The following is a 26,340-nucleotide window of genomic DNA, read 5'->3' on the forward strand; positions in this document are numbered from 1 at the left end:
GCGCTGCCTGTTAGAAGGGTGGGTCGTCGGGTAGGGGTGGTAGGTCGGAGGGGGTGGGGGTCCAGTCGGGGGGTAGTTCTTCGGGTTCGCGGGGTTGGTTGACCCAGATGCAGAAGGGGCTGGTGCTGGGGGTGCCTTGAAGGCGAAGAGGCTGTCGCGCATGTGGTTTCGGAATTTGCGTGCGGCGATTTCTTTGTTGCGGGCGCGTTGGCGCCGGTTGTGCGCGCGGGTGCGGGTGATGTGGGCGTGTCGTTGCTGGGTCCGGTCGCCGCGGGGTGGGGCCGCTGGGGTGCAGGCGGGTCGGCATGGCCCGAACAGGTCGACCCCGCCGGGGTGGGTGCGGTAGGTGCGCCCGGCAGGTGAGGTCCAGATGATGGTCGTCGGCTAGTTGAGTGTCGCGCCATCCGCCGAAGGTTTTGAGTCGATGGTGCAGGCGGCATAGGCATTTGAGATTGTGGTCGACGGTGTGGCCGCCGGCGGCGGGATCGTGGTGGTTGAACGCCACGGTGTGGTCGAGGTCGCAGATTTCGGCGGGGCGGGCACAGCCGGGGAAGCGACACGTCAGATCCCGGCATCGGATGAAGCGTTGCAGTGCCGCCGGTGGGTTGGTAGCGCAGCGCCTCGGCGGCGCTGACGATCGGGTCGACCCCGAGGTGGGTTGCGGTGTCGGCCAGGGCGCGGACCTGCTCGGCGTCGATAAGCCCGTAGCCCTCGAGGTAGCCCGGGGCCGCATTGTCGGCGTAGACGGTGGGCGCGGCGGCGATGACGTTGACCACGACGCGCACCCCGGCACCACCTGGGTGGTCGGCGGCGGGGCGGCCGGGCAGCCGGGCTGGTGGCAGCGGTAGGCCAGGGCGCGTCCTTGGATCAGGGCGGCCAGCGCGCCGGCGCGGCGCTGATCGAGGGTGCGCGGATCGGCGGCACACACCTGCCCGGCCAGCTGGGACAGCCCGCGATCGAAGGCCTTGGCGGTCGCGGCGGCGATGGTGCCGTAGACCTCGGCCATCCCGTTGGCCAGCGGGGACACCGCCAGGTAGCGGTCGGTGTCGGCGCTGTGGCGGCGCTGGCGGGCGGCATCGGGATCCACCGCGACCACCGCGGCGTCGACCGCGTTGACGATGCGTTGGCGCGACCAGCCCCGCCAGCTGCCCAGCCGGGCGGCCAGGGACCGGTCGACCCGGGCGATCAACGCCTCGTCGGTGATCAGGCCGGTGCGGGCGATGATCAACCGCACCGTGCGCCAATCGGTGCGGCCCTGGGCCAGCAACGCCGCCACCTGCGGCAGCCGGGTATCGAGTGCCTCGGCATCCGAGACGCCATAGCCGGCCGCCACCGCCGACAGGTTCATCGCCGCGGCCACCTCGGCCGCGGTCTGCTCACACCCGTCGATCACCGCAAACTCCCGCCGCTGCGCATCCCGCCCCGCCGCGGCCACCCGCTGCCGCAACAACGCCGCCACCACCGCCAACCGCCGCGCCACCAACACCGACTCCTGCCGATGCAACGACTCAATCTCGGCCACCAAACCCCCATCGAACATACATGCGATCATAAAAGGGTCCACCGACGAGAGCTTTTGGCGAAGTTGCGACCTGTGGATAACTGGCACATCGGCGACGTCCTCGCCTAAGGGGTGACGAGAATCTTGCAGTGCCGCTCGGGGTCGGCGAGGTCGTCGAAGGCCGCCCCGACGCCGTCCAGGCCCACCTCGCCGGTGATCAGCGGGCTGACGTCGATCTCGCCTTCGGCCAGCGAGCGCAGCGAGTCCGCGAACTCCTCGGGGCCGTTGGCCAAACAGAATTGCACGTTGATCTCCTTGGCAATCGCGAAGAATGGGTGGAAGGTGTCGGGCTCCATACACACTCCGGCGACGACCAGCCGGGTGCCCGGGCGGGCCCGCAAGACCACGTCGTCGATGATCCCGGGCACGCCGATCGGCTTGAACACCACCGCGGCTTTGACCGTGTCGAACGGCGAACCAAGGGCGGCATCCAGCGTCTGGTGGGCGCCCATCACGGTGGCCAGCTCCCGGCGCTTCTGCGAAAAGTCAGATGCGACAATGTTTTCCACGCCGCGCGCCCGAAGGGGCGCGATGATCGCGATGCCGATCGGGCCGCACCCCAGCAATAGGGCGGTCTCGCCCGGTTCGATGTTCGACTTGTTGACGGCGTGCAGCCCGACCGCCATCGGTTCGGTCAGGGCGGCATGTTTGAGGTCCAAGCCGTTGGGGACGGGCAGCAGCAGCGGCGCCGAGAGCAGCATCCGTTCGGCATAGCCACCGATGGTGTCGTTGCTGTAGACGATCGGTGCTACGCCCTTGGCGGACAACAGCACTGGAATCGACGTGACGATGGAGCCCGGCGGGTAGGTATCGGTGTTGGGCCCGGCTTCGAGTACCTCCACACTGAATTCGTGGCCCATGAAGATGTCGTGCCGCAGGTCGACGTTCATGCCGCCCGCGCCGGCGGCGACCCGCTCGGTCATCTCCAGCACCTTCTCGCCGCGCTTGGCAAAATGCAGGTCGGAGCCACAGATTCCGCAGGCCTTGATGGCCACCAGCACTTGGCCGGATTCGGGAACCGGGTCGGGTACGTTGTCCCGATAGACCATGCGCCCGTCGCGCAGCACCGAGGCGCGCATCAGTTCGCCGCGCCTTCGTGCTCGCCGACATGCTCGGTGATGGCTTTCACGACGGCCTCGCCGGCGCGCCCGATCAACTGGTCGCGATGGTCTTTGGCTCAGTCGTGTGAGGCCCGCGACGCCGCCAGCTGTCCCTTGAAGTGAGGAATCACCTTGCGGGCCATCAGGTCATAGGAGTGGTAAGTGGCTTCGGGCAAGGCCCAGTCATGCCCGAGCATCAGCAGGGTACCGAAGCCGCCCGATCGTTCCAACAGGTCCTCGATGTGCGCGATCGCGTCGTCGGGCGTGCCGATACAGCAATTCACTTTGGCCACATAGTCTTCGACGAACTCGTACGGCGTCTGGGTGTCCTCGACGGCGTTGGCCAGCGGGACGAATCCCGCGGCACCGAAGTAGTTGGCGAAATCCTGCAGCCCGTAGGTGCAGTCGGTGATCGCCTGCTCGCGGCTGTCGGCGATGTGCATGATGGACAGCACCCGCCAGTCGGCCCGATTCGGTTCGCCCCGACCGACTTTGGCGGCCTGCTCGTGCACCACGTCCCAGGTGGTCTCCAACGCGGCGAAACCACCGGGCACCGACATCGACAACGACAGCAGTGACGTGCCCAGTGCCCCGGCCAGCCGCGGCCCGGACGGCGAAATCATTGCCGCCGTGGAGATTTCCGGGTATGGCCAGGTGTACGGTCGGATATGCAGCTGCGCGTCGCGCAAGGTGAACCAGTCGGTGTGGCGATCGATGCGCTCGGTAGGCCCGGCGCGGAACAGCGCCAGGATCGCCTCGAGCGACTCCTGCATCATGTGCCGCTGGTCGACCGGGTCGATGCCCATCATGTAGGCGTCCGACGGCAGTGCCCCGGGGCCGGTGCTGAACATCACCCTGCCGCGGGTCAGGTGGTCCAGCAGCACCCAGCGGTCGGCCACCATCAGGGGATGGTGATAGGGTAGCAAGACCACGCCGGTGCCCAGCCGGATGTGCTTGGTGCGTTCCGCGGCGGCCGCGATGAACACCTCCGGGCAGGCGATCAATTCGTAGCCACCTGAGTGGTGCTCGCCGAACCAGGCTTCGTCGAACCCCAGACGGTCCAGCGCGACAACACGTTCCATGTCGTATTCCAGTGCGACCGTTGGGGATTGGCCGATCGGGTGGAAGGGGGTGATGAAGACGCCAAAGCGAAGCGGTGCGTTCACCGCAGCTCCAATCCGTTGAGAAATTCCAGCAGTACGGTGTTGACCTCGTCGGGTCGTTCCTGCTGTAGCCAGTGACCGGCGCCTTCGATCATGACCTGGCGGTACGGCCCGGAGACGATTTCGGCGGCGCGGTCGGCGCGGGTGAAGGCAAGCACGGGATCGGCGGTGCCGCCGATGAACAAGCACGGCACCGAGATCTTCGCGTCGGCGAGGTCGGCGGTGATCTCCCAGTTGCGGTCGAAATTGCGATACCAGTTCAGGCCGCCGGTGAACCTGGTGCGGGAGAACTCGGCGATGTAGTGGTCGAGCTCGTCCTGGCTGATCCACTCCGGCAGCGCATCGGGTTCGGGCAGGCGATCGATGAAGCCTTCCGGCCCGGGTGCCACCATCCGCAGCCCCGCGGCCTTGTCGCCGTCCGTCCGCAGGCCGCCCATCAACCGTCGGATCGCGCGGGCGGGATCGCCGTTGAGTTCAGCGTCGGCGACGCCGGGCTCCTGGAAATACAGGATGTAGAAGAAATACAGGATGTAGAAGAAGTTCTCGCCGAACGTCTTGCGCCAGGCTTGAGTTGGGGCCACCTGCGATCTGGGCGTGGCCGGCACGCTGAGCGCGGCGACGGCCGCGACCCGGTCCGGATGCAGCAGCGGCGCATGCCACACCACCGGTGCGCCCCAGTCGTGGCCGATCCAGACGGCTCGCTCGGCGCCGACGTCGTCGAGCAAGCCGACGATGTCGGCGGTCAGCTCGCGGATGTTGTAGGCGTCGATCGCCTCGGGTTGCGAGGATCCGCCGTACCCGCGCTGGTCGGGAGCCAGAACGTGATAACCGGCACTGGCGAGCGCTGGAATTTGGTATCGCCACGAATAAGCCAATTCGGGAAAGCCGTGGGCCAAGACCACCACCGGCGCGCCACGCTCGCCGGCCTCGACGATCCGCAGCTGCACCCCATTGCTCTACTACTAACCGTCGGTTGATGTGGGCACCAACACACCAAATCACAACCCCTGGGGTGTGAGAAGTGTTCAGCGGGGTTGAAAATGGCCGTTCATTTTGTGGCCGGGCCTGGTTGCCTATAGGCGTGAGGCGGTTGGACCACATCGTGATGTGGACGCAAGATCTGCGGGCATCGATGGACTTCTATACGAAGGTGATCGGGCTGGCGCCGGTGCGGTTTGACGAGTTCGACGCTGGAGAGGCGCCGTTTCCCAGCGTGCGGTGTGCGAGGACTCGATCATCGACCTGATGCCGAAGGCCGGCATCGGCGCGACCGATGCGCTGACCAAGGTCACGGCCAGCGCCGGACACCCGGTCAACCACGTCTGCCTGGCGCTGTCGAAGCCGGAATACGAGGCGCTGGACCGGCAACTGCAGGCGGCGGGGGTGGACACCAGCGCGCGGCTCGACCGCAGTTACGGCGCCCGGGGCTGGGCTCCGCACATTTACTATTTCGTACTATTTCGCCGATCCCGACGGCAATGTGATCGAGGCTCACTACTACGATTAGAGCTCGCGATCGTGGCTGTGCGGTGTCAGGCCAGTGTGGCTTTTCCCAATGCAAGGCATCTCCTGACTCAATTCGCGGTGCTCTAGCTCCTATCGGGAACCGCCGCACGTTGAATGGGCAGGACGGCATTGCCGGAGCTGGTGATCACCACTAGCGGTAGCCTGAACTTTTCCAGCTGCGTGTATCGGGGAAGGACCTGGCCGAAACGGCCGATGATTGATGAACCGGAAAAATGTGATCCGCACAGTCACGGCGATCGCCGTGGTTGTGCTGCTCGGCTGGTCGTTCTTCTACTTCAGCGATGACACCCGCGGGTACAAACCCGTCGACACCTCGGTGGCCATGTCGCAGATCAACGGCGACAACGTCAAGAGCGCGCAGATCGACGACCGTGAGCAGCAATTGCGGTTGACCCTGAAGAAGGGCAACAACGACACCGACAACTCCGACAAGGTCATCACCAAATACCCCAGCGGCTACGCCGTCGACCTGTTCAACGCGCTGAACGCGAAGAACGCCAAGGTCGCCACCGTCGTCAACGAGGGCAGCATTCTGGGCGAGCTGTTGGTGTATGTGCTGCCGCTGCTGCTGCTGGTCGGGTTGTTCGTGATGTTCTCGCGCATGCAGGGCGGCGCCCGGATGGGCTTCGGCTTCGGCAAGTCGCGCGCCAAGCAACTGTCCAAGGACATGCCCAAGACCACTTTCGCCGACGTGACCGGTGTCGACGAGGCCGTCGAGGAGCTGTACGAGATCAAGGACTTCCTGCAGAATCCCAGCCGCTACCAGGCGCTGGGCGCCAAGATCCCCAAGGGTGTGCTGCTCTACGGGCCGCCGGGAACCGGCAAGACGCTGCTGGCCCGCGCGGTGGCCGGCGAGGCCGGGGTGCCGTTCTTTACCATTTCGGGCTCCGACTTCGTCGAGATGTTCGTCGGCGTCGGCGCCTCCCGGGTGCGCGACCTGTTCGACCAGGCCAAGCAGAACAGCCCGTGCATCATCTTCGTCGACGAGATCGACGCGGTGGGCCGCCAGCGCGGCGCCGGGCTCGGTGGTGGTCACGACGAGCGTGAGCAGACGCTCAACCAGCTGCTGGTCGAGATGGACGGTTTCGGCGACCGCGCCGGCGTGATCCTGATCGCTGCGACCAACCGGCCCGACATCCTGGACCCGGCGCTGCTGCGCCCGGGCCGCTTCGACCGGCAGATCCCGGTGTCCAACCCCGACCTGGCGGGCCGGCGTGCGGTGCTGGCGGTGCACTCCAAGGGCAAACCGATCGCCCCGGACGCCGACCTGGACGGGCTGGCCAAGCGGACCGTCGGGATGACCGGCGCCGACCTGGCCAACGTCATCAACGAGGCCGCGCTGCTGACCGCGCGGGAAAACGGCACCGTCATAACCGGGCCCGCTCTCGAGGAGGCGGTGGACCGGGTGATCGGCGGGCCGCGTCGCAAGGGCCGGATCATCAGCGAGCAGGAGAAGAAGATCACCGCCTACCACGAAGGCGGGCACACCCTGGCCGCATGGGCGATGCCCGACATCGACCCGGTGTACAAGGTGACGATCCTGGCCCGCGGCCGCACCGGCGGGCACGCCGTCGCGGTGCCCGAAGAGGACAAGGGCCTGCGCACCCGTTCGGAGATGATCGCGCAACTGGTGTTCGCGATGGGTGGGCGTGCCGCCGAGGAGCTGGTCTTCCGGGAGCCGACGACGGGCGCGGTGTCCGACATCGAGCAGGCCACCAAGACCGCGCGGGCAATGGTCACCGAATTCGGCATGAGCTCTAAGCTCGGTGCGGTCAAATACGGTTCCGAGCACGGTGACCCGTTCCTGGGCCGGACGATGGGGACCCAGGCGGATTATTCGCACGAGGTCGCCCGCGACATCGACGACGAGATCCGCAAGCTCATCGAGGCCGCACACACCGAGGCCTGGGAGATCCTCACCGAATACCGCGATGTGCTGGACACCTTGGCCGGCGAGCTGCTGGAGAAGGAAACCCTGCACCGGCCCGAACTGGAAAAGATCTTCGCCGGCGTCGAAAAGCGGCCCCGGCTCACGATGTTCGACGATTTCGGCGGCCGTATCCCGTCGGACAAGCCGCCGATCAAGACGCCGGGGGAGCTGGCGATCGAGCGCGGCGAGCCCTGGCCGCAACCGGTTCCCGAGCCGGCTTTCAAGGCCGCCATCGCGGCGGCCAGTCAGGCCGCCGAGGCCACGCGCGCCGAGGCCGACAGAAAAGCTCACGGCCCCAACGGTTCTCACGGCGGTCAGGGTTCGGGCGATCGCGATCGGCGTCCCACTCAGCCGGACTACGGCGCTCCGGCGGGGTGGTACGCGCCCGGATGGCCGCCGCCACCGCAGCAGCAACAACCCCAGGGTCACTGGTATCCGCCTGCACCGCAGCCGTATTGGCCCCAGCCGGCCCCGAGCTATCCGGGCCAGCCGAGTCGGGGCCCGGGGCAGGGTCAGGCTCAGCCGTCGTACCCGCCCTATCCGCCCTACCCCCCGCCTGCGCAGCCCAGTCCGGATCCGGGAAAATCGCCTGACCACCCCGATGAGGACGTGAGCCGGCCCAACCCGCCGGCCCGGGGCTGACGAACGGAGACTTCGATGGTGCTGCCGGATACCCGCGCCGCGTTGGATGGTGTACGGGCGTTCGACCAGGCACGCGCGGAGGCGGCCGTCCGCGAGCTGTTGTACGCGATCGGCGAAGACCCCGATCGAGAGGGTTTGCGGGACACTCCCGCCCGGGTGGCTCGCGCATACCGGGAGATCTTCTCCGGGCTGTACACCGACCCGTCCGTGGTGCTCAACACGATGTTCGACGAAGAGCACGACGAGTTGGTGATCGTCAAGGAGATCCCGCTGTACTCCACCTGCGAGCATCACCTGGTTTCGTTCCACGGGGTGGCCCACGTCGGCTATATCCCCGGCACCGACGGCCGGGTGACCGGGTTGTCGAAAATCGCGCGGCTGGTTGACCTTTACGCCAAGCGGCCGCAGGTTCAGGAGCGGCTCACCAGCCAGATCGCCGATGCCCTGGTGAGCCGGCTGGATCCGCGCGGTGTGATCGTCGTGGTCGAGGCCGAGCACTTGTGCATGGCGATGCGTGGTGTGCGGAAACCCGGCGCCATCACCACGACCTCGGCGGTGCGCGGGCAATTCAAAACCGATGCTGCCTCTCGAGCCGAAGCGCTCGACCTCATCCTGCGTAAGTGAGTTTGCTGCCTGTGCAGGTTGTCGGGGTGGTCAACGTCACTGGCGACTCATTCTCGGACGGCGGGTGTTACCTCTGCGTCGACGACGCCGTCGCGCACGGTTTGGCATTGGCGGCCGACGGTGCGGGAATCGTCGACGTCGGCGGGGAGTCCACCCGCCCGGGTGCCACCCGGATCGACCCTCGACTCGAGCGCTCCCGTGTCGTTCCCGTCGTCAAAGAGCTTGCAGCACAAGGCGTTACCGTCAGCATCGACACCATGCACGCCGACGTCGCGCGTGCGGCGCTGCAGCACGGCGCGCTGATCGTCAACGACGTCTCCGGTGGAAGGGCCGATCCGGCGATGGCACCGCTGGTCGCCGAAACCGGTGCGCGGTGGGTGTTGATGCATTGGCGATCGGTGTCGTCCGACCATCCGCACCAGGCACCGCACTACCGTGACGTGGTCGCCGAGGTGCGTTCGGAATTGCTGGCCGGCGTCGACGACGCGGTGGCCGCCGGTGTCGATCCGGCGAAGTTGATCATCGATCCCGGCCTGGGATTCGCCAAGACGGGACAACACAATTGGGCGTTGCTGCATGCTTTGCCCGAGTTCGTGGCCACCGGAGTGCCGGTACTCCTGGGTGCCTCGCGAAAACGGTTCCTCGGTACGCTGTTGGCCGGATCGGACGGGTCGCCGCGACCGCCGGACGGGCGCGAGACGGCGACCGCGGTGATTTCCGCGCTGGCCGCCCTCTACGGGGCCTGGGGTGTGCGAGTGCACGATGTGCGGGCCTCGGTCGACGCCCTCAAGGTCGTGGGCGCCTGGACCCAGACAGAGCAGACTGAGCAGGATGGCTGACCGAATCGAGTTGCGCGGCTTGACAGTTCGTGGCCGCCACGGAGTCTACGAATTCGAACGGGACGAGGGACAGGACTTCGTCATCGACATCGTGGCATGGCTCGACCTGGCCGACGCCGCGGCCAGCGACGACCTCGCCGACACCCACGACTACGTCGCCCTGGCCGCGCGGGCCGCCGCCATCGTCGCGGGCCCCGCACGCAACCTGATCGAAACGGTGGGCGCCGAGATCGCCGACTTCGTGATGGCCGACGAACGCGTGCACGCCGTCGAGGTCACGGTGCACAAGCCGGAGGCCCCGATCGAACAGCAATTCTCCGACGTGGCAGTGGTGATTCGGCGGTCGCGCCGCGGCGGGCGCGGTTCGGTGATCCCGGTGGGCGGGGTGTGATGACGCGCGTCGTACTGTCCATCGGCTCCAACCTCGGAGACCGGCTCGCGCGGTTGCAGTCCGTCGTCGACGGCCTCGGTGACGCGCTGATCGCCGTCTCACCCGTGTACGAGACGGCCCCGTGGGGGCGCGTCGAGCAGGCGCCGTTTCTCAACGCGGTGCTGATCGCCGACGACCCCGCGCTCGACGGGCAGGGCTGGCTGCGTCGGGCGCAGGAGTTCGAGGCGGCGGCGGGCCGGATCCGCGGCGAGCGCTGGGGACCGCGCACCCTGGACGTGGACCTGATCGCCTGCCGCACGGCCGACGAAGAAGTGCTCAGCCGCGAAAACAATCTCACCCTGCCGCATCCGCTGGCCCACCTGCGGGCCTTCGTGCTGGTGCCCTGGCTGGCCATCGACCCGGACGCGACGCTGACCGTCGCCGGCGGGCCCCGGCGCGTCGCCGAGCTGCTGGCCGAACTCGACCCCGCCGACCGACAGGCGGTCCAGCTGTCGCGGCACACGCTCAACCATTCGTCCTGGCCCGATCGGGAGTCGAAGAGCTGATGGGGCCGACCCGGAAACGTGACCTGACGGCCGCGGTGGTCGGCGCGGCCGTTCTGGGATATCTGCTGATCAAGGTGCTGTTCCGGTGGTTTCCGCCGATCACGGTTTGGACCGGCCTGTCGCTGCTCGTGGTCGCCATCGCCGAGGCGCTGTGGGCACGGTACGTGCGGGCCAAGGTCAACGACGGGGAAATCGGCGACGGACCCGGCTGGCTGCATCCGCTCGCGGTGGCCCGCAGCGTGATGATCGCCAAGGCGTCGGCCTGGGTGGGCGCCCTGGTGCTGGGTTGGTGGATCGGGATCCTGGTGTTCTTCCTGCCGCGGCGGTCGTGGTTGCTGGTCGCCGCCAAGGACACCGCCGGAACGGTGGTGGCTGCCGTCAGCGCGCTGGCGCTGTTGGTGGCCGCGCTATGGCTAAAGCATTGCTGCAAATCTCCGCCGGACTCGACCGACCACGCCGAGGGGGCGGAAAGCTAGGGCGCCCGCCGAGGTTGCGGGCCACCGCCCGGGGCACGGGCCGATTAACGGCGATTGATTACCGAATTAACCCAGGTGAGAATCGCCGGAGTCGCGCGACACGCTCAGTGACGTCGCACAGGTACAGTCAGGCCATGACCGTTCTGTCCCGCGGCGCCCGGGTCCGGCGCGGCGGCCGCAGGCCGGGGTGGGTGCTCTTGACGACGTTGCTGGTCCTCGCAATAGGGGCCAGTTCCGCACTGGTTTTCACCAACCGTGTGGAACTGCTCAAGCTCGCTGTGATCCTGGCGCTGTGGGCCGCAGTCGCCGGCGCTTTCGTGTCGGTGCTGTACCGCAGGCAAAGCGACGCCGATCAGTCGCGGATGCGTGATTTGAAACTGGTCTACGACTTGCAGCTGGATCGGGAGATCTCGGCCCGCCGCGAGTACGAACTGACCGTCGAGTCCCAGTTGCGACGCGAGTTGGCCTCCGAGATACGCGCCCAGGCGGCCGACGATCTGGCCGCCCTGCGCGCGGAAGTGGCCGCGCTGCGGACCAGCCTGGAAATCCTGTTCGACACCGACCTCGAGCAGCGGCCAGCGCTGGAGACGCCGGAGACCGATACGCCGCCGGCGCGCGCCTACAGCGACTGGGACCGCAACGGGGAAGCCGGCGTCGACTGGGTGGCCAGCGACCGCGTCACCTCGGTCCGCGACAGCGCCTCGGCCGATCCCCGCACCGACGAGTCCGCGATCATCGACGTACCCGAAGAGCCCCTGCTGCCGCCGCGGTCGCGGGAGCGGGCCCGGTTTTACGAAAGCCAGCACGAGGCGGCTTACCCGTCGGCTTCGCAGTTCCAATACCCCGAGGCCCCGCCGTATGTGCCGCCGCAGGAGGCCCCGTACCAGCCCCCACCGATGCCTGCGGCGGCCGAGCCCGACCGACGCTTCGAACCCCAGCAATGGCCGTCGGCGCCGGAGTCCCAGCCCGGACCGGCGCGGCCGGATTGGCAGCCGGTCAACGCGGACGGGCTGTGGCTGCCCCCGGGTGCGCCGGGCAGCAACTGGGCAGGGGGAGGTGTGTCCGACGCGCCGGCAGCCGCGTCGTCGGGCCGGCGCCGCCATGCCGACCCCGACGAGCAGTTCGACAATCTGCCGCCGACTGAGCACGACCCGCCCGCGCAGCCCGGTGAGTCCGGCCGTCGGGCACGCTCGCGTCACTCCGCGGAGTACCGCGACTACAGCGTCCGCAACTTCCTCTCGACGAACGAACCCGGTGCGCCGTCTCCGCCACCTGCGGCTGCCACCGCACCGCCCCCGCCGCCGCATGCCAGGCAGGCGCCCCAAGACGAGGCGTCACCGCCCCGCCTGGCCCCCGGGCCGCACGTGAAGCCGGCGCCCCGTCATCTCGGCGCGGACGAGGGGTCCGACGGCGGCCAAGGCACGCAAACCGGCGGTCAGTCGGTTGCCGACCTGCTGGCGCGGCTGCAGGTGCAGCCCTCCGGCGGGGGCCGGCGTCGTCGCCGAGAAGGCTGAGCTGGGAGCTTTCTCACATTGGGGCCGGCTCACCCATCGACTACAGTCTTAATGACCGTCCGGTACCCAGCACCTGGGACTGGAACGAACGAATCAGCAATGTGAGGTCGTCTGCGATGGAGCAGTTCGACGGTTTGCGCCCGGCCCGGCTCAAGGTGGGGGTCATTTCCGCTGGCCGGGTGGGTTCCGCCCTAGGTGTTGCGCTGGAGCGCGCCGAGCACGTCGTGGTGGCCTGCAGCGCCATCTCGCACGCGTCGCGCCAGCGCGCGGCCCAGCGGTTGCCCGACACCACGGTGGCCGCACCGCAGGACGTGGCCGCCGCGGCCGAACTGCTGTTGCTGGCTGTTCCCGACAGCGAACTGACCGGGCTGGTTTCCGGGCTGGCCGCGACCTCGGCGGTGCGGCCCGGCACGATCGTGGCGCACACCTCGGGCGCCAACGGGGTCGGCATTCTCGAGCCGCTGACGCAGCATGGCTGCATACCGCTGGCCATTCACCCGGCGATGACGTTCACCGGATCCGACGAGGACATCAGCCGGTTGCCGGACACCTGCTTCGGGATCACCGTGGCCGACGATGTCGGCTACGCGATCGGGCAGTCGCTGGTGCTGGAGATGGGCGGCGAGCCGTTTTGCGTCCGCGAGGAGGCCCGCGTCCTGTATCACGCCGCGCTGGCGCATGCCGGAAACCACATCGTGGCGGTGCTGGCCGACGCGCTCGACGCGCTGCGGGCGGCGCTGCGCGGCAGCGAACTGCTCGGGCAACAAACCGTCGACGAGCAGCCGGGCGGACTTGCCGAACGCATCGTCGGACCGCTGGCCCGCGCGGCGCTGGAGAACACGCTGCAACGCGGGCAGGCCGCACTCACCGGTCCGGTCGCCCGCGGCGACGCCACCGCGGTCGCCGACCATCTGCGCGCGCTGACCCGGGTCGACCCCGAACTGGCCCAGGCCTATCGGGTGAACGCGCTGCGGACCGCGCAGCGCGCCCACGCCCCCGAGGCCGTCGTCGAGGTGCTGGCGCGATGAAGGTCGGGCAGCCCCCCAAGTTCAGCGCGGGCGAACTGAACGTCTACACCGCGCCGCGTGAGGTCAGCGACGTCAGCCGCGCGTTGCGGCACATCGGCCGCCGGGTGATGTTGGCGCCGACGATGGGCGCGCTGCACGACGGGCATCTGGCGCTGGTGCGCGCCGCCAAGCGGGTGCCCGGCTCGGTGGTCGCGGTTTCAATCTTCGTGAATCCGTTGCAATTCGGCGCCGGGGAAGACCTCGATGCCTACCCGCGCACCCTCGACGACGACCTGGCGCTGCTGCGCGGCGAAGGCGTCGAGATCGTGTTCGCCCCGACCGCCGCTGCGATGTACCCGGATGGCCTGCGCACCACGGTGCAGCCCGGCCCGCTGGCCGCCGAACTCGAGGGCGGCCCTCGGCCAACGCATTTCGCCGGCGTGCTGACCGTCGTATGCAAGCTGCTGCAGATCGTGCGCCCCGACCGGATCTTCTTCGGCGAGAAGGACTATCAGCAGTTGGTGATGATCCGGCAGATGGTTGCCGACCTGAATCTGGACGTGCAGGTGGTTGGGGTGCCGACGGTCCGAGAGGTCGACGGGCTGGCGATGTCGTCGCGCAACCGCTACCTGAACCCCACCCAGCGCGAACTGGCGGCCACGCTGTCGGCCGCGCTGCTGGCCGGTGCGCATGCGGCGGGGGCGGGTGAACGCGCCGCGCTGGACGCGGCGCGCGCCGTGCTCGCCGCGGTGCCCGCCATCGAGGTCGACTACCTGGAATTGCGCGACGCAGACCTGGGCCCGACACAGGTCGGCCGGCCCGGCCGCCTGCTGATCGCCGCCCGGCTGGGCAGCACCAGACTGCTGGACAACATCGCGATAGACGTCGAAGCCACGCCGGCACCTTTCGGGCCCGATACCCATGAATCACCTTGGAGGAACTGATGTTTCGGACGATGCTCAAATCGAAGATCCACCGCGCCACTGTCACGCAGGCCGATCCGCACTACGTCGGCTCGGTGACGATCGACACGGACCTGATGGACGCGGCCGACCTGCTGGAGGGCGAGCAGGTGACCATCGTGGACATCGACAACGGCGCCCGCCTGGTCACCTATGCGATCACCGGCGAGCGTGGCACCGGAATCATCGGAATCAACGGCGCGGCAGCACATCTCGTGCACCCAGGCGATCTGGTGATCCTGATCGCCTACGGAACGATGGAGGACGCCGAGGCGCGCAACTACCAGCCGCGCATCGTCTTCGTCGACGCCGACAACAAGCAGATCGACCTGGGCAGCGATCCGGCGTTCGTGCCCGACTTCGAAATACTCGGAGCGGCCGAGTTGCTGAACCCGCGGATGGGTGCGCGATAGCCGTGCTGCTGGCGATCGACGTCCGCAACACGCACACCGTCGTCGGGCTGCTGTCCGGCTCCAAAGAGCACGCGAAAGTCGTGCAGCAGTGGCGGATCCGCACCGAGTCCGAGGTCACCGCGGACGAACTGGCCCTGACCATCGACGGCTTGATCGGCGACGACTCCGAGCGGCTCACCGGGGCCGTGGCGCTGTCCACCGTCCCGTCGGTGCTGCACGAGGTGCGCGTCATGCTCGACCTGTACTGGCCGTCGGTGCCGCACGTGCTGATCGAGCCCGGCGTGCGCACCGGCATCCCACTGCTGGTCGACAATCCGAAAGAGGTCGGTGCCGACCGAATCGTCAACTGCCTGGCGGCTTTTCACGAGTTCGGCAAAGCCTGCATCGTCGTCGACTTCGGATCGTCGATCTGCGTGGACGTGGTCTCGGCCAAGGGTGAGTTCCTCGGCGGTGCCATCGCGCCCGGCGTCCAGGTTTCCTCGGATGCCGCGGCGGCGCGCTCGGCCGCACTACGTCGGGTCGAACTGTCCCGGCCCCGGTCGGTGGTCGGCAAAAACACCGTCGAATGCATGCAGGCCGGCGCGGTGTTCGGGTTCGCCGGACTCGTCGACGGTCTGGTAGGGCGCATCCGCGAGGACGTGGACGGCTTCTCCGCCGACTTAGGAGATCAAGTCGTGGTCGTCGCGACCGGCCACACCGCGCCGCTGCTGTTGTCCGAGCTGCAAACCGTCGCCCACTACGACCAGCACCTGACGCTGCAGGGGCTGCGGCTGGTCTTCGAGCGCAACCGGGACGCCCAGCGTGGCCGGCTGAAGACGGCACGCTGATCTTTTCGCCCCGCGCCGTGCCGAGCTGTGAACCTCGGCGTCGGGTGTGCGCACCGGGCGCCCTGACCGCACACCCGAGGCCACCAGCGCACTCTCGACGCCTGCGGCGGGCCTGGCGCGAAGTCATTTAAGCTGGCACGTCGTGAGTGCCGCCGATCAAGACATTCCCGAGCAGTTTCGGATTCGCCGGGACAAGCGTGCTCGGCTGTTGGCCCAGGGGCTCGACCCCTATCCGGTGGTCATCGAACGCAGCCATACCCTGGCTCAGGTGCGCGCGGCCTATCCCGACTTGGCGGTCGACACCGCGACCGACGACATCGTCGCGGTGGCGGGACGGGTCATTTTCGCCCGCAATTCGGGCAAATTGTGTTTTGCGACGCTGCAAGACGGCGACGGGACCACGCTGCAGGTAATGATCAGCCTGGACAAGGTCGGCCAAGATTCGCTGGACGCCTGGAAAGCCGACGTCGATCTCGGCGACATCGTCTATGTGCACGGCAACGTGATCAGCTCCCGCCGCGGCGAATTGTCCGTCCTGGCCGACTCCTGGCGCATCGCGTCCAAGTCGTTGCGGCCGCTGCCCGTCGCGCATAAGGACATGAGCGAAGAATCGCGGGTGCGGCAGCGGTATGTCGACCTGATCGTCCGCCCCCAAGCGCGCGAGATGGCCCGGCAGCGAATCGCCATTGTCCGCGCCATACGCAACTCGCTGGAACGGCGCGGGTTTCTCGAAGTCGAAACGCCAATCTTGCAGACGTTGGCCGGTGGCGCGGCGGCCCGACCGTTCATCACGCATTCCAATGCGCTTGACATCGATCTCTACCTGAGGATCGCGCCGGAACTGTTCCTCAAGCGTTGCATCGTCGGTGGATTTGACAAGGTCTTCGAGCTAAATCGGGTGTTCAGAAACGAAGGTTCCGATTCGACCCATTCTCCCGAATTCTCGATGTTGGAGACCTATCAGACCTACGGAACCTATGACGATTCGGCAGTCGTCACGCGTGAGCTTATTCAAGAGGTAGCCGACGAGGCGATCGGTACCAGACAACTGCCGTTGCCAGATGGCAGTGTGTACGACATAGACGGAGAATGGGCGTCGATACAAATGTATCCGTCGCTGTCGGCGGCGCTCGGTGAGGAGATAACGCCGCAGACCACGGTCGAGCGGCTGCTCGCCATCGCTGACTCCCTCGGCCCCGAAACTGGGCTGGAGATACCCACTGACCGTGGCTACGGTCACGGGAAGCTGGTCGAGGAACTGTGGGAGCACACGGTGGGCCATACGCTGACCGCTCCCACGTTCGTCAAGGATTTCCCTGTCGAGACAACACCTTTGACTCGTCAGCACCGCAGCATCCCGGGCGCGACCGAGAAGTGGGATCTGTATGTGCGCGGTGTCGAGCTGGCCACCGGGTACTCGGAATTAAACGATCCAGTGGTGCAGCGCGAACGATTTGCCGAACAAGCGCGGGCCGCGGCGGCCGGCGACGACGAGGCCGTGGTGCTTGATGAAGACTTTCTCGCGGCACTCGAGTATGGGATGCCGCCGACCACGGGAACAGGAATGGGTATCGACCGGTTGTTGATGACTTTGACCGGTCTGTCAATTAGAGAGACAGTTTTGTTCCCGATTGTTCGACCACACTCCAGCTGAAAGCCGAACACGCTGTGTTGCGCTCAGATTGAGTATGCTGCGTCCATATGGCAGATTAGTGACCGGGGAGTGGGTCCAAACTGCCCGCAACTGCTCAGGAAGAACGCGAGGGTAAGCTAATGGCGAAGAAAGTCACCGTCACCTTGGTTGATGATTTCGACGGTGCAGGCGCCGCCGACGAAACCGTCGAATTCGGGCTTGACGGGGTGACCTATGAGATTGATCTTTCAACGAAGAATGCCGCGAAACTCCGCGGCGATCTGAAGCAATGGGTAGCGGCTGGCCGCCGCGTCGGGGGTCGTCGTCGGGGGCGGTCCGGCTCGGGCCGTGGCCGGGGCGCGATTGACCGCGAGCAGAGTGCCGCTATCCGCGAATGGGCCCGCCGAAACGGGCACAACGTGTCGACGCGTGGCCGCATCCCGGCAGATGTGATCGACGCATTCCACGCGGCCACTTAAAAAGTAGGTAACCGGCGTCCGGTCGCAAGGCTGGGCGCCGGTTCTCTTTTTCGCTGGCCGCGAAATGATCGCCGGCTTCGGTGGGAAACGATTTGGTGGTTTGTCTCGTTTGTTCAGTTACGACTCTGTTGCCGGCTCTGTCTTCGAGGGGATTCCGCCGGGTGGAGCCGAGCAGGCCCGAACGGCAAGGCACCGCAAGGTTCGAACCCTGACGGGCCGACCATTACAGTGGACACCAGGTACGCGTGCGGCCCCTGTGCCGACAACGAGGGAGTACCGATGGTGAGGGAGAGCAGGTAACCACCGATGTTCGAAAGATTTACCGACCGTGCCCGCAGGGTGGTCGTCTTGGCCCAAGAAGAGGCCCGGATGCTCAACCACAACTACATCGGCACCGAGCACATCCTGCTGGGTCTGATTCATGAAGGCGAAGGCGTCGCGGCGAAGTCGCTGGAGTCGCTTGGGATCTCGCTCGAGGGCGTCCGCAGCCAGGTCGAGGAGATCATCGGCCAGGGCCAGCAGGCGCCGTCCGGGCACATCCCGTTCACCCCGCGTGCCAAGAAGGTCCTCGAGCTGAGCCTGCGCGAGGCGCTGCAGCTCGGCCACAACTACATCGGCACCGAGCACATCCTGCTGGGTCTGATTCGTGAGGGCGAGGGCGTGGCGGCGCAGGTGCTGGTCAAGCTGGGCGCCGAGCTGACCCGGGTGCGCCAGCAGGTGATCCAGCTGCTCTCCGGTTACCAGGGCAAGGAGGCCGCCGAGGCCGGTACCGGTGGCCGCGGCGGCGAGTCGGGCAGCCCGTCCACGTCGCTGGTGCTCGACCAGTTCGGCCGCAACCTGACGGCCGCCGCGATGGAAGGCAAGCTGGACCCGGTCATCGGCCGCGAGAAGGAAATCGAGCGGGTGATGCAGGTGTTGAGCCGGCGCACCAAGAACAACCCGGTGCTGATCGGCGAGCCCGGCGTCGGCAAGACCGCCGTGGTCGAGGGCCTGGCGCAGGCCATCGTGCATGGCGAGGTGCCCGAGACGCTGAAGGACAAGCAGCTCTACACCCTCGACCTGGGATCGCTGGTCGCGGGCAGCCGGTACCGCGGTGACTTCGAGGAACGCCTGAAGAAGGTGCTCAAGGAGATCAACACGCGCGGCGACATCATCCTGTTCATCGACGAGCTGCACACCCTGGTGGGTGCCGGCGCTGCCGAGGGCGCCATCGATGCCGCGTCGATCCTGAAGCCGAAGCTGGCCCGCGGTGAGCTGCAGACGATCGGTGCCACCACGCTCGACGAGTACCGCAAGTACATCGAGAAGGACGCCGCCTTGGAGCGCCGCTTCCAGCCGGTGCAGGTGGGGGAGCCGACGGTGGAGCACACCATCGAGATCCTCAAGGGCCTGCGCGACCGGTACGAGGCACACCACCGCGTCTCGATCACCGATTCCGCGATGGTCGCCGCCGCCACCCTGGCCGACCGCTACATCAACGACCGGTTCTTGCCGGACAAGGCGATCGACCTGATCGACGAGGCGGGGGCCCGGATGCGCATCCGCCGGATGACCGCACCGCCCGACCTGCGCGAGTTCGACGAGAAGATCGCCGAGGCCCGCCGCGAGAAGGAGTCGGCGATCGACGCCCAGGACTTCGAGAAGGCGGCCAGCCTGCGCGACCGGGAGAAGCAACTGGTGGCTCAGCGTACCGAGCGCGAAAAGCAGTGGCGCTCAGGCGATCTCGACGTCGTCGCCGAGGTTGACGACGAGCAGATCGCCGAGGTGCTGGGCAATTGGACCGGCATCCCGGTGTTCAAGCTCACCGAGGCGGAGACCACGCGGCTGCTGCGCATGGAAGAAGAACTGCACAAGCGGATCATCGGCCAGGTGGACGCGGTCAAGGCCGTCTCCAAGGCGATCCGCCGCACCCGCGCCGGGCTGAAGGACCCCAAGCGCCCGTCCGGCTCGTTCATCTTCGCCGGCCCGTCCGGTGTCGGTAAGACCGAGCTGTCCAAGGCGCTGGCCAACTTCCTGTTCGGCGACGACGACGCGCTGATCCAGATCGACATGGGCGAGTTCCACGACCGGTTCACCGCGTCGCGGCTGTTCGGCGCCCCGCCGGGATACGTCGGTTACGAGGAGGGCGGCCAGCTCACCGAAAAGGTGCGCCGCAAGCCGTTTTCCGTGGTGCTGTTCGACGAAATTGAGAAGGCGCACCAGGAGATCTACAACAGCCTGTTGCAGGTCCTCGAGGATGGCCGCCTCACCGATGGTCAGGGCCGCACGGTCGATTTCAAGAACACCGTGCTGATCTTCACCTCGAACCTCGGTACCTCGGACATCTCCAAGCCGGTCGGACTCGGGTTCACCCAGGGCGGCGGGGAGAACGACTACGAGCGGATGAAGCAGAAGGTCAACGACGAGCTGAAGAAGCACTTCCGCCCGGAGTTCCTGAACCGCATCGACGACATCATCGTCTTCCACCAGCTGACTCGCGACGAGATCATCCAGATGGTCGACCTGATGATCGGCCGGGTCGCCACCCAGCTCAAGAGCAAGGACATGGCTCTGGAGCTGACCGACAAGGCAAAGTCGTTGCTGGCCAAGCGCGGCTTCGACCCGGTGCTGGGTGCTCGCCCGCTGCGGCGCACCATCCAGCGCGAGATCGAGGACCAGCTGTCGGAGAAGATTCTTTTCGACGAGGTCGGACCGGGGCAGGTCGTCACCGTCGACGTGGACAACTGGGACGGCGAAGGTTCCGGCGAGGACGCGGTGTTCACGTTCACCGGCACTCGCAAGCCGCCGGCCGAACCCGAGCTGCAGAAAGCCGGGGCGCACGCCGCTCCCGAGAACCAGTAGCACTACGGCAAAACGGGTGGCGATCGCGAGCGCGGCGCCACCCGTTTTGCGTGCTGAGGGCTAAAGGGGCTCGCCCGTGCTGATCGTCACCACCGATGACCTTCCGGGCGACGCTGGCCCGCCCACGCAATAGTGATTACGTCCGCCGTGCGGTCCGTTTAGACTGACGGTTGTTATCGACGGGCAAACGGAATCCTGGTGAAATTCCAGAACGGTCGCGCCACTGTAGAAAGTCAGACCCGGAACCCGTCGCCGAGGTGGGACGCGTCATTCCCAGAAGGAGTCAGCAGTGTCAAGTACCGAGACGACCGGCACCCTCGATCTGTCGGCGACAAGTGCCGCGATCTGGTTGGCAGCAACCGCTTTCCTGGCATTGTTGGCGATTTACTTCGTCGGCGTCGATCAGGGCGCGGTGTCGCTGTTCGGCAGCGACACGCACGTGCACGAATTCGTGCACGATGCACGCCACCTGCTCGGCTTCCCCTGCCACTGACCCGGCGTGGAGAAGCGTCTGATCGGGCGCGGTCTGCTGGCGGGCGCAATCGGCGCGGTGCTGGCATTCGTGTTCGCCCGCCTTTGTGCCGAACCCGTCATTGCCCGCGCGATCCAATTCGAAGACGGCCGCACCGAGGCCGAGAATGCCCACGGCGTGCACGAGCATGGCGCCGAGCTGTTCACCCGCGGTGTGCAGTCCAACATCGGGCTAAGCTTCGGTGTACTGATCTTCGGTACCGCCCTGGGCGCGCTGTTCGCGGTGCTGTTCTGCGTGGTCTATGCCCGCACCGCGGATCGCACGGAAAGCATTGCTCCACAACAGCTTTCGCTTTTACTGACGGTCGCGTCTTTCGTCGCGGTGTACCTGGTCCCGTTCGTGAAATACCCGCCGAATCCGCCCGCTGTCGGCCAGTCCGACACGATCGGGGCACGCACCGGTTGGTACCTGCTGATGGTGCTGACGTCGGTGGTGCTGATGATCGCGGCGGTCTGGTTGGCCCGGCGGCTGGCCGAGCGATTCGGCGCGTGGAACGGGCGGCTGCTCGCGGCCGGGGCCTACCTGGTGGCCGTCGCGGTGGTGATGGTGGCACTGCCGACGGTGGACGAGACGCCCGAACCGCTGCGCGACGCCTCGGGCGTGATCATCTATCCGGGTTTTCCCGCCGATGTCCTGTATGAATTCAGGGTGCTGTCGCTCGGCACGCAGCTGTTGCTGTGGGTGACCATCGGCCTGGTCTTTGCGACGCTCGCGGGCCGGTTGCTGGGCGAGCGCGCCGAGCACGGACGGGTATCGAGCCGCGCGGCGTGACGGAGGTCGTCCGGCTGACCCTGGTGTCGCATGCGATGACCGACGCCATGGCAGCCGTACGATTTGCGGCCGACGAGCCACTCAACAACGCGGGTCGTCGGCAAGCCGAAGCCGCTGCGGGCCTTGACATCCCGGGTCTTCACCTCGTCGGCCCCGAGCAGCGGACCCGTCAGACCGCGGAGCTACTGGGCCTGCATGCCACCACCGAGCCGCGGCTGGCCGACCTCGACTGCGGCCGCTGGCGCGGGCAGACGCTCGCGGCCGTGACCGCGGCCGACCTCGAGGTGTGGCTGACCGATGCGGCCGCGGCGCCGCACGGCGGCGAATCGGTCGTCGACCTCACCGAGCGGGTGGCCGGGTGGCTGACCTCGGTGACGTCGGCGACGGTTGCGGTCACCCATCCGGCGGTGATCCGGGCGGCGATCCTGGCCGCGCTCGACATACCGCCGAAGTCGTTCTGGCGCATCGATATCGCACCCGTCAGCCGGACGACGATGCATTACCGCGACGGCTGCTGGACGCTACGGCTGCAGTGACTACTGCGGAGCGATCAGTGCGAACGCCCGCTTGGCGACCTGCAGCATCCAGCCGGTCACCTGCGGCCCGTGATCGCGGGGCCAGTTCAGCTGAAAGCTGACCACCCACGGTTGCTGCGCCTTGTCGACGGCATACCAGCTGAAGGTCAGATCGCCGGGCAGGCCACCGGCTTTCGCGCCGATGTAAGGCCAGACTTTTCGGTCCAGCTGGATACCTGACACGGCCGACAGCATCTGCTTGACGGGTGCGGCCTCGCCGACCGCGTCGGCCTGCAAGGCCGCGTGAACCCGACAGATGTCCTCGGCGTTGCCGTACCACTCCGCCCCGAAAGCCGAGGCCGGGATGTGGGCGCGGGCCGGATCAGGTTGGTAGGGAGCCGAATTCGCCTGCGCGAGGAGATGGGTGCGGACCTGCGGCGTCGCGTTCTGCCACTGGCTGCGCAGATCCGGTTCGCCCCAGCCGATGGAGAACAGCTCGTACATCGTGGGGAAGGGCGTCATGCTGGCCGGATCGTGGTGGCCGGCGGTGGCCAGTGCGGTTTCGACGGCGTGCGTGCCCAGTTTGTCGATCAGCAAGTCGGTGGCCATGTTGTCGCTGTTGGCGATCATCTTCGCGGCCGCGGTGCGCACCGAAACATGGTCGCCGGGAGCAAGTCCCAAACCCGAGGACCCCACCGCCTTGCTCTTTTCGGTGACGGTCAGTTGATCGTCCCAGGACACCGTGTGATTGTTCACCGCGCCCGCCAGGGCGTGCAGCACGTATAGCTTGAAAATCGATGCCAGCGGCAGAGATTCGCTGGTATTGGTGCCCACCACGGGATCGCAGTGGCCCCCGTCGACCTTTGCGATCTGGTAGGAGTACCGCGCGCCCGTCTTGCTCAGCGTCGCGTCGATGTCATGCCACGACGTGATCGTCGGCGCCAACGTGTCGAGCTCGAATCGATCGACCTGGCCGACGTCGTCGGTGTGTATCCGGATGTCTTGCCGGGCGCCGTAGGACGAGGTGAGGTGCAATGTGGCGACACTGGCGCTGATGTCGACCCCGTGCAGGGTGAAGGGGCGATCCCACCACAGCTCTTCCATGGTCTTTTCGACCGAGTCGACCTCGTCGGGGGCGGCAAGGGTGCGCACTCCGACCGGACCGATCGGCCAGTCGGAGTTGAGCATGTCCACGGTCTGCTGGGCCCGCAGCCCCGGCGGTGTGCGGGTGTCGATCGCCCGTCCGGGGTCGGCCGCATTCGCCTGCGGCGACGGCGACGTCGAACAACCCGGTGCCAGGGTCGCGACCAACGCAGCGGCCGCGGTCACGGCCAGCACGCGCTGCCGCGCGGGGTGTCGCCTATTCAGCCGGCTTGCTCCCCGTAACGTCCATGACAACCTCGAATTCCAGCAGCGACGCACCGGTCGCCACCGGGTTGGCACGCTGGCCGGCATGGGCTTCGATGGCGGGCCCGCTGGCCCAGGCCTGGAATGCTTCATCCGACTCCCACTGTGTCACGACGAAGTAGCGGTTCTCGCCCTTCACCGGGCGCAGCAGCTGAAAGCCGAGGAAGCCGGGCTGATTGTCCACCGCGTGTGCGCGGTGGGCGAACCGCTTTTCCAGCTCAGGGCCAGCGTCGGCGGGTACTTCAATTGCGTTGATCTTCACCACTGGCGGCATGTTCGCTAGGCTACCCCGCCCCCTGGCTGGTGCTGGCCTTGGGCGGGCCGCGCAAGATGGTGGAATGCCCACCGATCTGCTGACTTGCCGGGGCGGGCACGGCGAGCCGCTGATATTGGTGCACGGCCTGATGGGCCGCGGCAGCACCTGGTCGCGTCAGCTGCCGTGGCTGACGCGGCTGGGCACGGTCTACACCTATGACGCGCCGTGGCACCGCGGTCGCGACGTCGAGGATCCGTACCCGATAAGCACCGAACGCTTCGTGGCCGATCTCGCCGACGCGATAACCACATTGGACGCCCTGGTCCGGCTGGTGGGGCATTCGATGGGCGCCCTGCACTCGTGGTGCCTGGCCGCGCAGCGTCCGGAATTGGTGTCGGCGTTGGTGCTCGAGGACATGGCGCCGGACTTCCGCGGCCGCACCACCGGTCCCTGGGAGCCGTGGTTGCATGCACTGCCCGTCGAATTCAGCACTGAGCAACAGGTTTTCAACGAATTCGGGCCGGTCGCCGGTCAGTATTTCCTGGATGCCTTCGACCGCACTGACACCGGTTGGCGGCTACACGGCCACACCTCGCGATGGATCGAGATCGCCGCGGAATGGGGCACCCGGGACTACTGGGAGCAGTGGCTGACGGTCCGGGCCCCAGCGTTGCTGCTCGAGGCCGGCAACTCCGTCGCCCCGCCGGGCCAGATGCGCACAATGTACGAAAAACACTCTGCTGCAACATATCTGATGGTACCTGAGGCTGGTCACCTGATCCACGACGAAGCGCCGCAGGTCTACCGACAAGCGGTAGAGCTATTCCTCGCCGGCTAACCCGAACCGGCCGTCACCGGTCTGCGTCACCAGGCCGTCGGCAAGCAGCGAGTACAACGCCCGGTCCCGCTGCGCGGTATCGCTGCGCCACGCCACATCCAGCTCGGCTCGGGTGACCGGAGAATCCTTGGCGCGCAACACGTCGAGTAGACGGCCACGAACTTGGCGGTCGGTTCCGGCGTACGTCTGAACGCGGCGGGCCGGCCCGTCCGCCGGGGGAAAGCCGGCCTGCCGCCACGCGCAGTGATCGACTGGGCACAACCCGCAGCGGGGTGTCCGCGCGACGCACACCGTAGCACCCAACTCCATCAGCGCCGCCGAAAACACAGGCGCCCTATCGTCTTTCGGCAGCAGTGTCGCAACATCGGCAAGATCGCGGGTCGCCGACGGCCTGCCCGCGTCGGCCAGGCCGTGCACGGCGCGGGCCACCACCCGTCGCACGTTGGTGTCCACCACCGGCACCGCCTTGCGGTAGGCGAAGCACGCCACCGCCCGTGCGGTGTAGGTGCCGATTCCCGGTAATTCCAATAGGGTTTCGACGTCGTCGGGCACGACGTCGCCGTGGTCGCGGGCAATCACGATCGCGCACTCGTGCAGACGCTTCGCGCGTCTGGGGTAGCCCAGCTTGCCCCACGCCCGCAGCACGTCGGCGGCGCTGGCCGCGGCGGTCGCCGACGGGGTGGGCCAGCGCCGCACCCATTCGGTCCAGATCGGCAGCACCCGCGCCACCGGCGTCTGCTGCAGCATGAACTCGCTGACCAGGATCTGCCAGGCGGTCACACCTGGTTCCCGCCAGGGCAGATCGCGACGCGAGCGCGCGTACCAATCAAGAAGATTGGTAACTGATATGTGTGGACTGCCAATCATCGGCCGCTGCGGCATGATGAATGCCATGCCCAACTCCAATCCGGTGTCCGCCTGGAAAGCACTCAAAGAGGGTAACGAGCGATTCGTCGCCGGCCGGCCCGCGCACCCGAGCCAGAGCGTCGACCACCGGGCCAGCCTGGCCGCCGGCCAGAAGCCGACCGCCGTCATCTTCGGCTGTTCGGACAGCCGGGTGGCCGCCGAGCTGATCTTCGATCAGGGTCTGGGTGACGTATTCGTGGTTCGCACCGCCGGCCAGGCCATCGACACGGCGGTGCTGGGCTCGATCGAATACGCGGTCACGGTCCTCGACGTCCCGCTGATCGTCGTCCTCGGCCATAACAACTGCGGCGCCGTCACGGCCGCGGTCAGCGCCATCGACGACGGTGCGATACCGCCCGGCTTCGTACGGGACTTGGTCGAACGGGTCTCGTCGTCGATCCTGCTGGGCAGGCGTGACGGCCTGGCCCGCGTCGACGAGTTCGAGGACCGGCACGTCCAAGAAACGTGCGCACAGCTGGTGTCCCGTTCTTCTGCCATCTCCGAGCGGGTGTCGGCGGGCACGCTGGGGCTCGCCGGGGTCACCTATCACCTGGCCGACGGGCGGGCGGTGCTCGTCGACCACATCGGCGACATCGGCGAATAGCACTCCATCGGCCAGCTAACATCGCGACACGCCGAGT

The 26,340-nt window shown here is 67.2% G+C and carries 25 protein-coding genes and 3 pseudogenes; 20 read left to right on the plus strand and 8 right to left on the minus strand.

Features of this window, described 5'->3' with window-relative positions:
• The 5 genes and pseudogenes from T428_RS35740 to T428_RS0112595 form a co-directional block, all read right to left on the minus strand.
• Positions 1-926: DUF222 domain-containing protein (locus T428_RS35740; RefSeq protein WP_425412035.1), on the minus strand; the 926-nt coding region annotated here is incomplete at its 3' end.
• Positions 812-1,552 (minus strand): annotated as a pseudogene (locus T428_RS35745) (DUF222 domain-containing protein); the annotation flags it as partial. The gene T428_RS35740 and the pseudogene T428_RS35745, both read right to left, overlap by 115 nt.
• A 74-nt stretch (positions 1,553-1,626) precedes the next feature.
• Positions 1,627-2,640 (minus strand): zinc-binding dehydrogenase, encoded by a 1,014-nt coding sequence (locus tag T428_RS0112585; RefSeq protein WP_025736756.1) that lies wholly within the window; start codon positions 2,638-2,640, stop codon positions 1,627-1,629.
• Positions 2,640-3,827: pseudogene (locus T428_RS27710) on the minus strand (LLM class flavin-dependent oxidoreductase). Before T428_RS27710 ends, T428_RS0112585 begins: the two are co-directional and overlap by 1 nt.
• Positions 3,824-4,771: an alpha/beta fold hydrolase gene (locus T428_RS0112595; protein WP_025736757.1), complete on the minus strand. Its 948-nt coding sequence runs from the start codon at positions 4,769-4,771 to the stop codon at positions 3,824-3,826. The pseudogene T428_RS27710 and the gene T428_RS0112595 overlap by 4 nt, the downstream one beginning before the upstream one ends.
• A gap of 134 nt (positions 4,772-4,905) precedes the next feature.
• On the opposite strand from T428_RS0112595, the pseudogene T428_RS27715 reads away from it, so the two are divergent.
• The 18 genes and pseudogenes from T428_RS27715 to T428_RS0112685 all read left to right on the plus strand — a co-directional run bounded on the left by T428_RS27715 (position 4,906) and on the right by T428_RS0112685 (position 22,313).
• A pseudogene (locus T428_RS27715) lies at positions 4,906-5,331 on the plus strand (VOC family protein).
• A 219-nt stretch (positions 5,332-5,550) separates the two neighbouring features.
• Positions 5,551-7,923, plus strand: coding sequence for an ATP-dependent zinc metalloprotease FtsH (ftsH, locus tag T428_RS0112605; protein WP_025736758.1), 2,373 nt, complete (start codon positions 5,551-5,553; stop codon positions 7,921-7,923).
• Between the two features lie 15 nt (positions 7,924-7,938).
• Positions 7,939-8,547 carry a GTP cyclohydrolase I FolE gene (gene folE, locus T428_RS0112610; protein WP_025736759.1) on the plus strand — a complete coding sequence of 203 codons (609 nt, stop codon included), beginning with the start codon at positions 7,939-7,941 and terminating at the stop codon, positions 8,545-8,547.
• Positions 8,544-9,386, plus strand: a complete 843-nt coding sequence (folP, locus tag T428_RS0112615) for a dihydropteroate synthase (RefSeq protein ID WP_025736760.1) — start codon at positions 8,544-8,546, stop codon at positions 9,384-9,386. Before folE ends, folP begins: the two co-directional genes overlap by 4 nt.
• Positions 9,379-9,777, plus strand: a complete 399-nt coding sequence (gene folB / locus T428_RS0112620; protein ID WP_025736761.1) for a dihydroneopterin aldolase — start codon at positions 9,379-9,381, stop codon at positions 9,775-9,777. The genes folP and folB overlap by 8 nt, the downstream gene beginning before the upstream one ends.
• Positions 9,777-10,322, plus strand: a complete 546-nt coding sequence (gene folK, locus T428_RS0112625) for a 2-amino-4-hydroxy-6-hydroxymethyldihydropteridine diphosphokinase (protein WP_025736762.1) — start codon at positions 9,777-9,779, stop codon at positions 10,320-10,322. Before folB ends, folK begins: the two co-directional genes overlap by 1 nt.
• Positions 10,322-10,798: a DUF3180 domain-containing protein gene (locus T428_RS0112630; protein WP_025736763.1), complete on the plus strand. Its 477-nt coding sequence runs from the start codon at positions 10,322-10,324 to the stop codon at positions 10,796-10,798. Before folK ends, T428_RS0112630 begins: the two co-directional genes overlap by 1 nt.
• Before the next feature lie 134 nt (positions 10,799-10,932).
• Entirely contained in the window at positions 10,933-12,312 is a 1,380-nt protein-coding gene (locus tag T428_RS0112635) for a DUF6779 domain-containing protein (protein WP_025736764.1), read from the plus strand.
• A 116-nt stretch (positions 12,313-12,428) separates the two neighbouring features.
• The gene (locus T428_RS0112640; RefSeq protein ID WP_025736765.1) at positions 12,429-13,340 is read left to right on the plus strand and encodes a Rossmann-like and DUF2520 domain-containing protein; all 912 of its coding nucleotides are present in this window, start codon (positions 12,429-12,431) and stop codon (positions 13,338-13,340) included.
• On the plus strand, positions 13,337-14,263 hold the full coding sequence (gene panC, locus T428_RS0112645) for a pantoate--beta-alanine ligase (RefSeq protein ID WP_025736766.1): 927 nt from the start codon (positions 13,337-13,339) through the stop codon (positions 14,261-14,263). Before T428_RS0112640 ends, panC begins: the two co-directional genes overlap by 4 nt.
• Positions 14,263-14,694 carry an aspartate 1-decarboxylase gene (panD, locus tag T428_RS0112650; RefSeq protein ID WP_025736767.1) on the plus strand — a complete coding sequence of 144 codons (432 nt, stop codon included), beginning with the start codon at positions 14,263-14,265 and terminating at the stop codon, positions 14,692-14,694. The genes panC and panD overlap by 1 nt, the downstream gene beginning before the upstream one ends.
• A 2-nt stretch (positions 14,695-14,696) precedes the next feature.
• Positions 14,697-15,521, plus strand: a complete 825-nt coding sequence (locus tag T428_RS0112655) for a type III pantothenate kinase (protein ID WP_025736768.1) — start codon at positions 14,697-14,699, stop codon at positions 15,519-15,521.
• Positions 15,522-15,663: 142 nt separating this feature from the next.
• Complete coding sequence (gene lysS / locus T428_RS0112660; RefSeq protein ID WP_025736769.1) at positions 15,664-17,175, plus strand: lysine--tRNA ligase; 1,512 nt, start codon at positions 15,664-15,666, stop codon at positions 17,173-17,175.
• A 119-nt stretch (positions 17,176-17,294) separates the two neighbouring features.
• Entirely contained in the window at positions 17,295-17,633 is a 339-nt protein-coding gene (gene lsr2, locus T428_RS0112665) for a histone-like nucleoid-structuring protein Lsr2 (protein ID WP_025736770.1), read from the plus strand.
• A gap of 306 nt (positions 17,634-17,939) precedes the next feature.
• Positions 17,940-20,474, plus strand: a complete 2,535-nt coding sequence (clpC1, locus tag T428_RS0112670; RefSeq protein ID WP_025736771.1) for an ATP-dependent protease ATP-binding subunit ClpC — start codon at positions 17,940-17,942, stop codon at positions 20,472-20,474.
• A gap of 289 nt (positions 20,475-20,763) precedes the next feature.
• Positions 20,764-20,967 carry a CbtB domain-containing protein gene (locus T428_RS0112675; protein ID WP_025736772.1) on the plus strand — a complete coding sequence of 68 codons (204 nt, stop codon included), beginning with the start codon at positions 20,764-20,766 and terminating at the stop codon, positions 20,965-20,967.
• A gap of 6 nt (positions 20,968-20,973) precedes the next feature.
• Entirely contained in the window at positions 20,974-21,777 is an 804-nt protein-coding gene (locus T428_RS0112680; RefSeq protein ID WP_025736773.1) for a CbtA family protein, read from the plus strand.
• Positions 21,774-22,313 (plus strand): histidine phosphatase family protein, encoded by a 540-nt coding sequence (locus T428_RS0112685; RefSeq protein ID WP_025736774.1) that lies wholly within the window; start codon positions 21,774-21,776, stop codon positions 22,311-22,313. The genes T428_RS0112680 and T428_RS0112685 overlap by 4 nt, the downstream gene beginning before the upstream one ends.
• Here the strand turns inward: T428_RS0112685 and T428_RS0112690 are convergent, their stop codons facing one another.
• Positions 22,314-23,690 carry a Cpe/LpqF family protein gene (locus tag T428_RS0112690; RefSeq protein WP_051465230.1) on the minus strand — a complete coding sequence of 459 codons (1,377 nt, stop codon included), beginning with the start codon at positions 23,688-23,690 and terminating at the stop codon, positions 22,314-22,316.
• Positions 23,653-23,973 carry a mycobilin-forming heme oxygenase MhuD gene (mhuD, locus tag T428_RS0112695; RefSeq protein ID WP_036467959.1) on the minus strand — a complete coding sequence of 107 codons (321 nt, stop codon included), beginning with the start codon at positions 23,971-23,973 and terminating at the stop codon, positions 23,653-23,655. The genes T428_RS0112690 and mhuD overlap by 38 nt, the downstream gene beginning before the upstream one ends.
• A 64-nt stretch (positions 23,974-24,037) precedes the next feature.
• Here mhuD and T428_RS0112700 point away from each other — a divergent pair, with 64 nt between their 5' ends.
• Positions 24,038-24,793, plus strand: coding sequence for an alpha/beta fold hydrolase (locus tag T428_RS0112700; protein ID WP_025736777.1), 756 nt, complete (start codon positions 24,038-24,040; stop codon positions 24,791-24,793).
• Here the strand turns inward: T428_RS0112700 and T428_RS0112705 are convergent.
• Positions 24,776-25,687, minus strand: coding sequence for an HhH-GPD family protein (locus T428_RS0112705; RefSeq protein WP_025736778.1), 912 nt, complete (start codon positions 25,685-25,687; stop codon positions 24,776-24,778). The genes T428_RS0112700 and T428_RS0112705 overlap by 18 nt on opposite strands.
• Between T428_RS0112705 and T428_RS0112710 the strand changes: the two genes are divergently transcribed.
• Positions 25,686-26,303 carry a carbonic anhydrase gene (locus T428_RS0112710; protein ID WP_025736779.1) on the plus strand — a complete coding sequence of 206 codons (618 nt, stop codon included), beginning with the start codon at positions 25,686-25,688 and terminating at the stop codon, positions 26,301-26,303. The genes T428_RS0112705 and T428_RS0112710 overlap by 2 nt on opposite strands.
• The last annotated feature ends 37 nt before the right edge of the window (positions 26,304-26,340 follow it).

This window comes from Mycobacterium genavense ATCC 51234 (assembly GCF_000526915.1).
GTDB classification, from domain to species: Bacteria; Actinomycetota; Actinomycetes; order Mycobacteriales; family Mycobacteriaceae; genus Mycobacterium; species Mycobacterium genavense.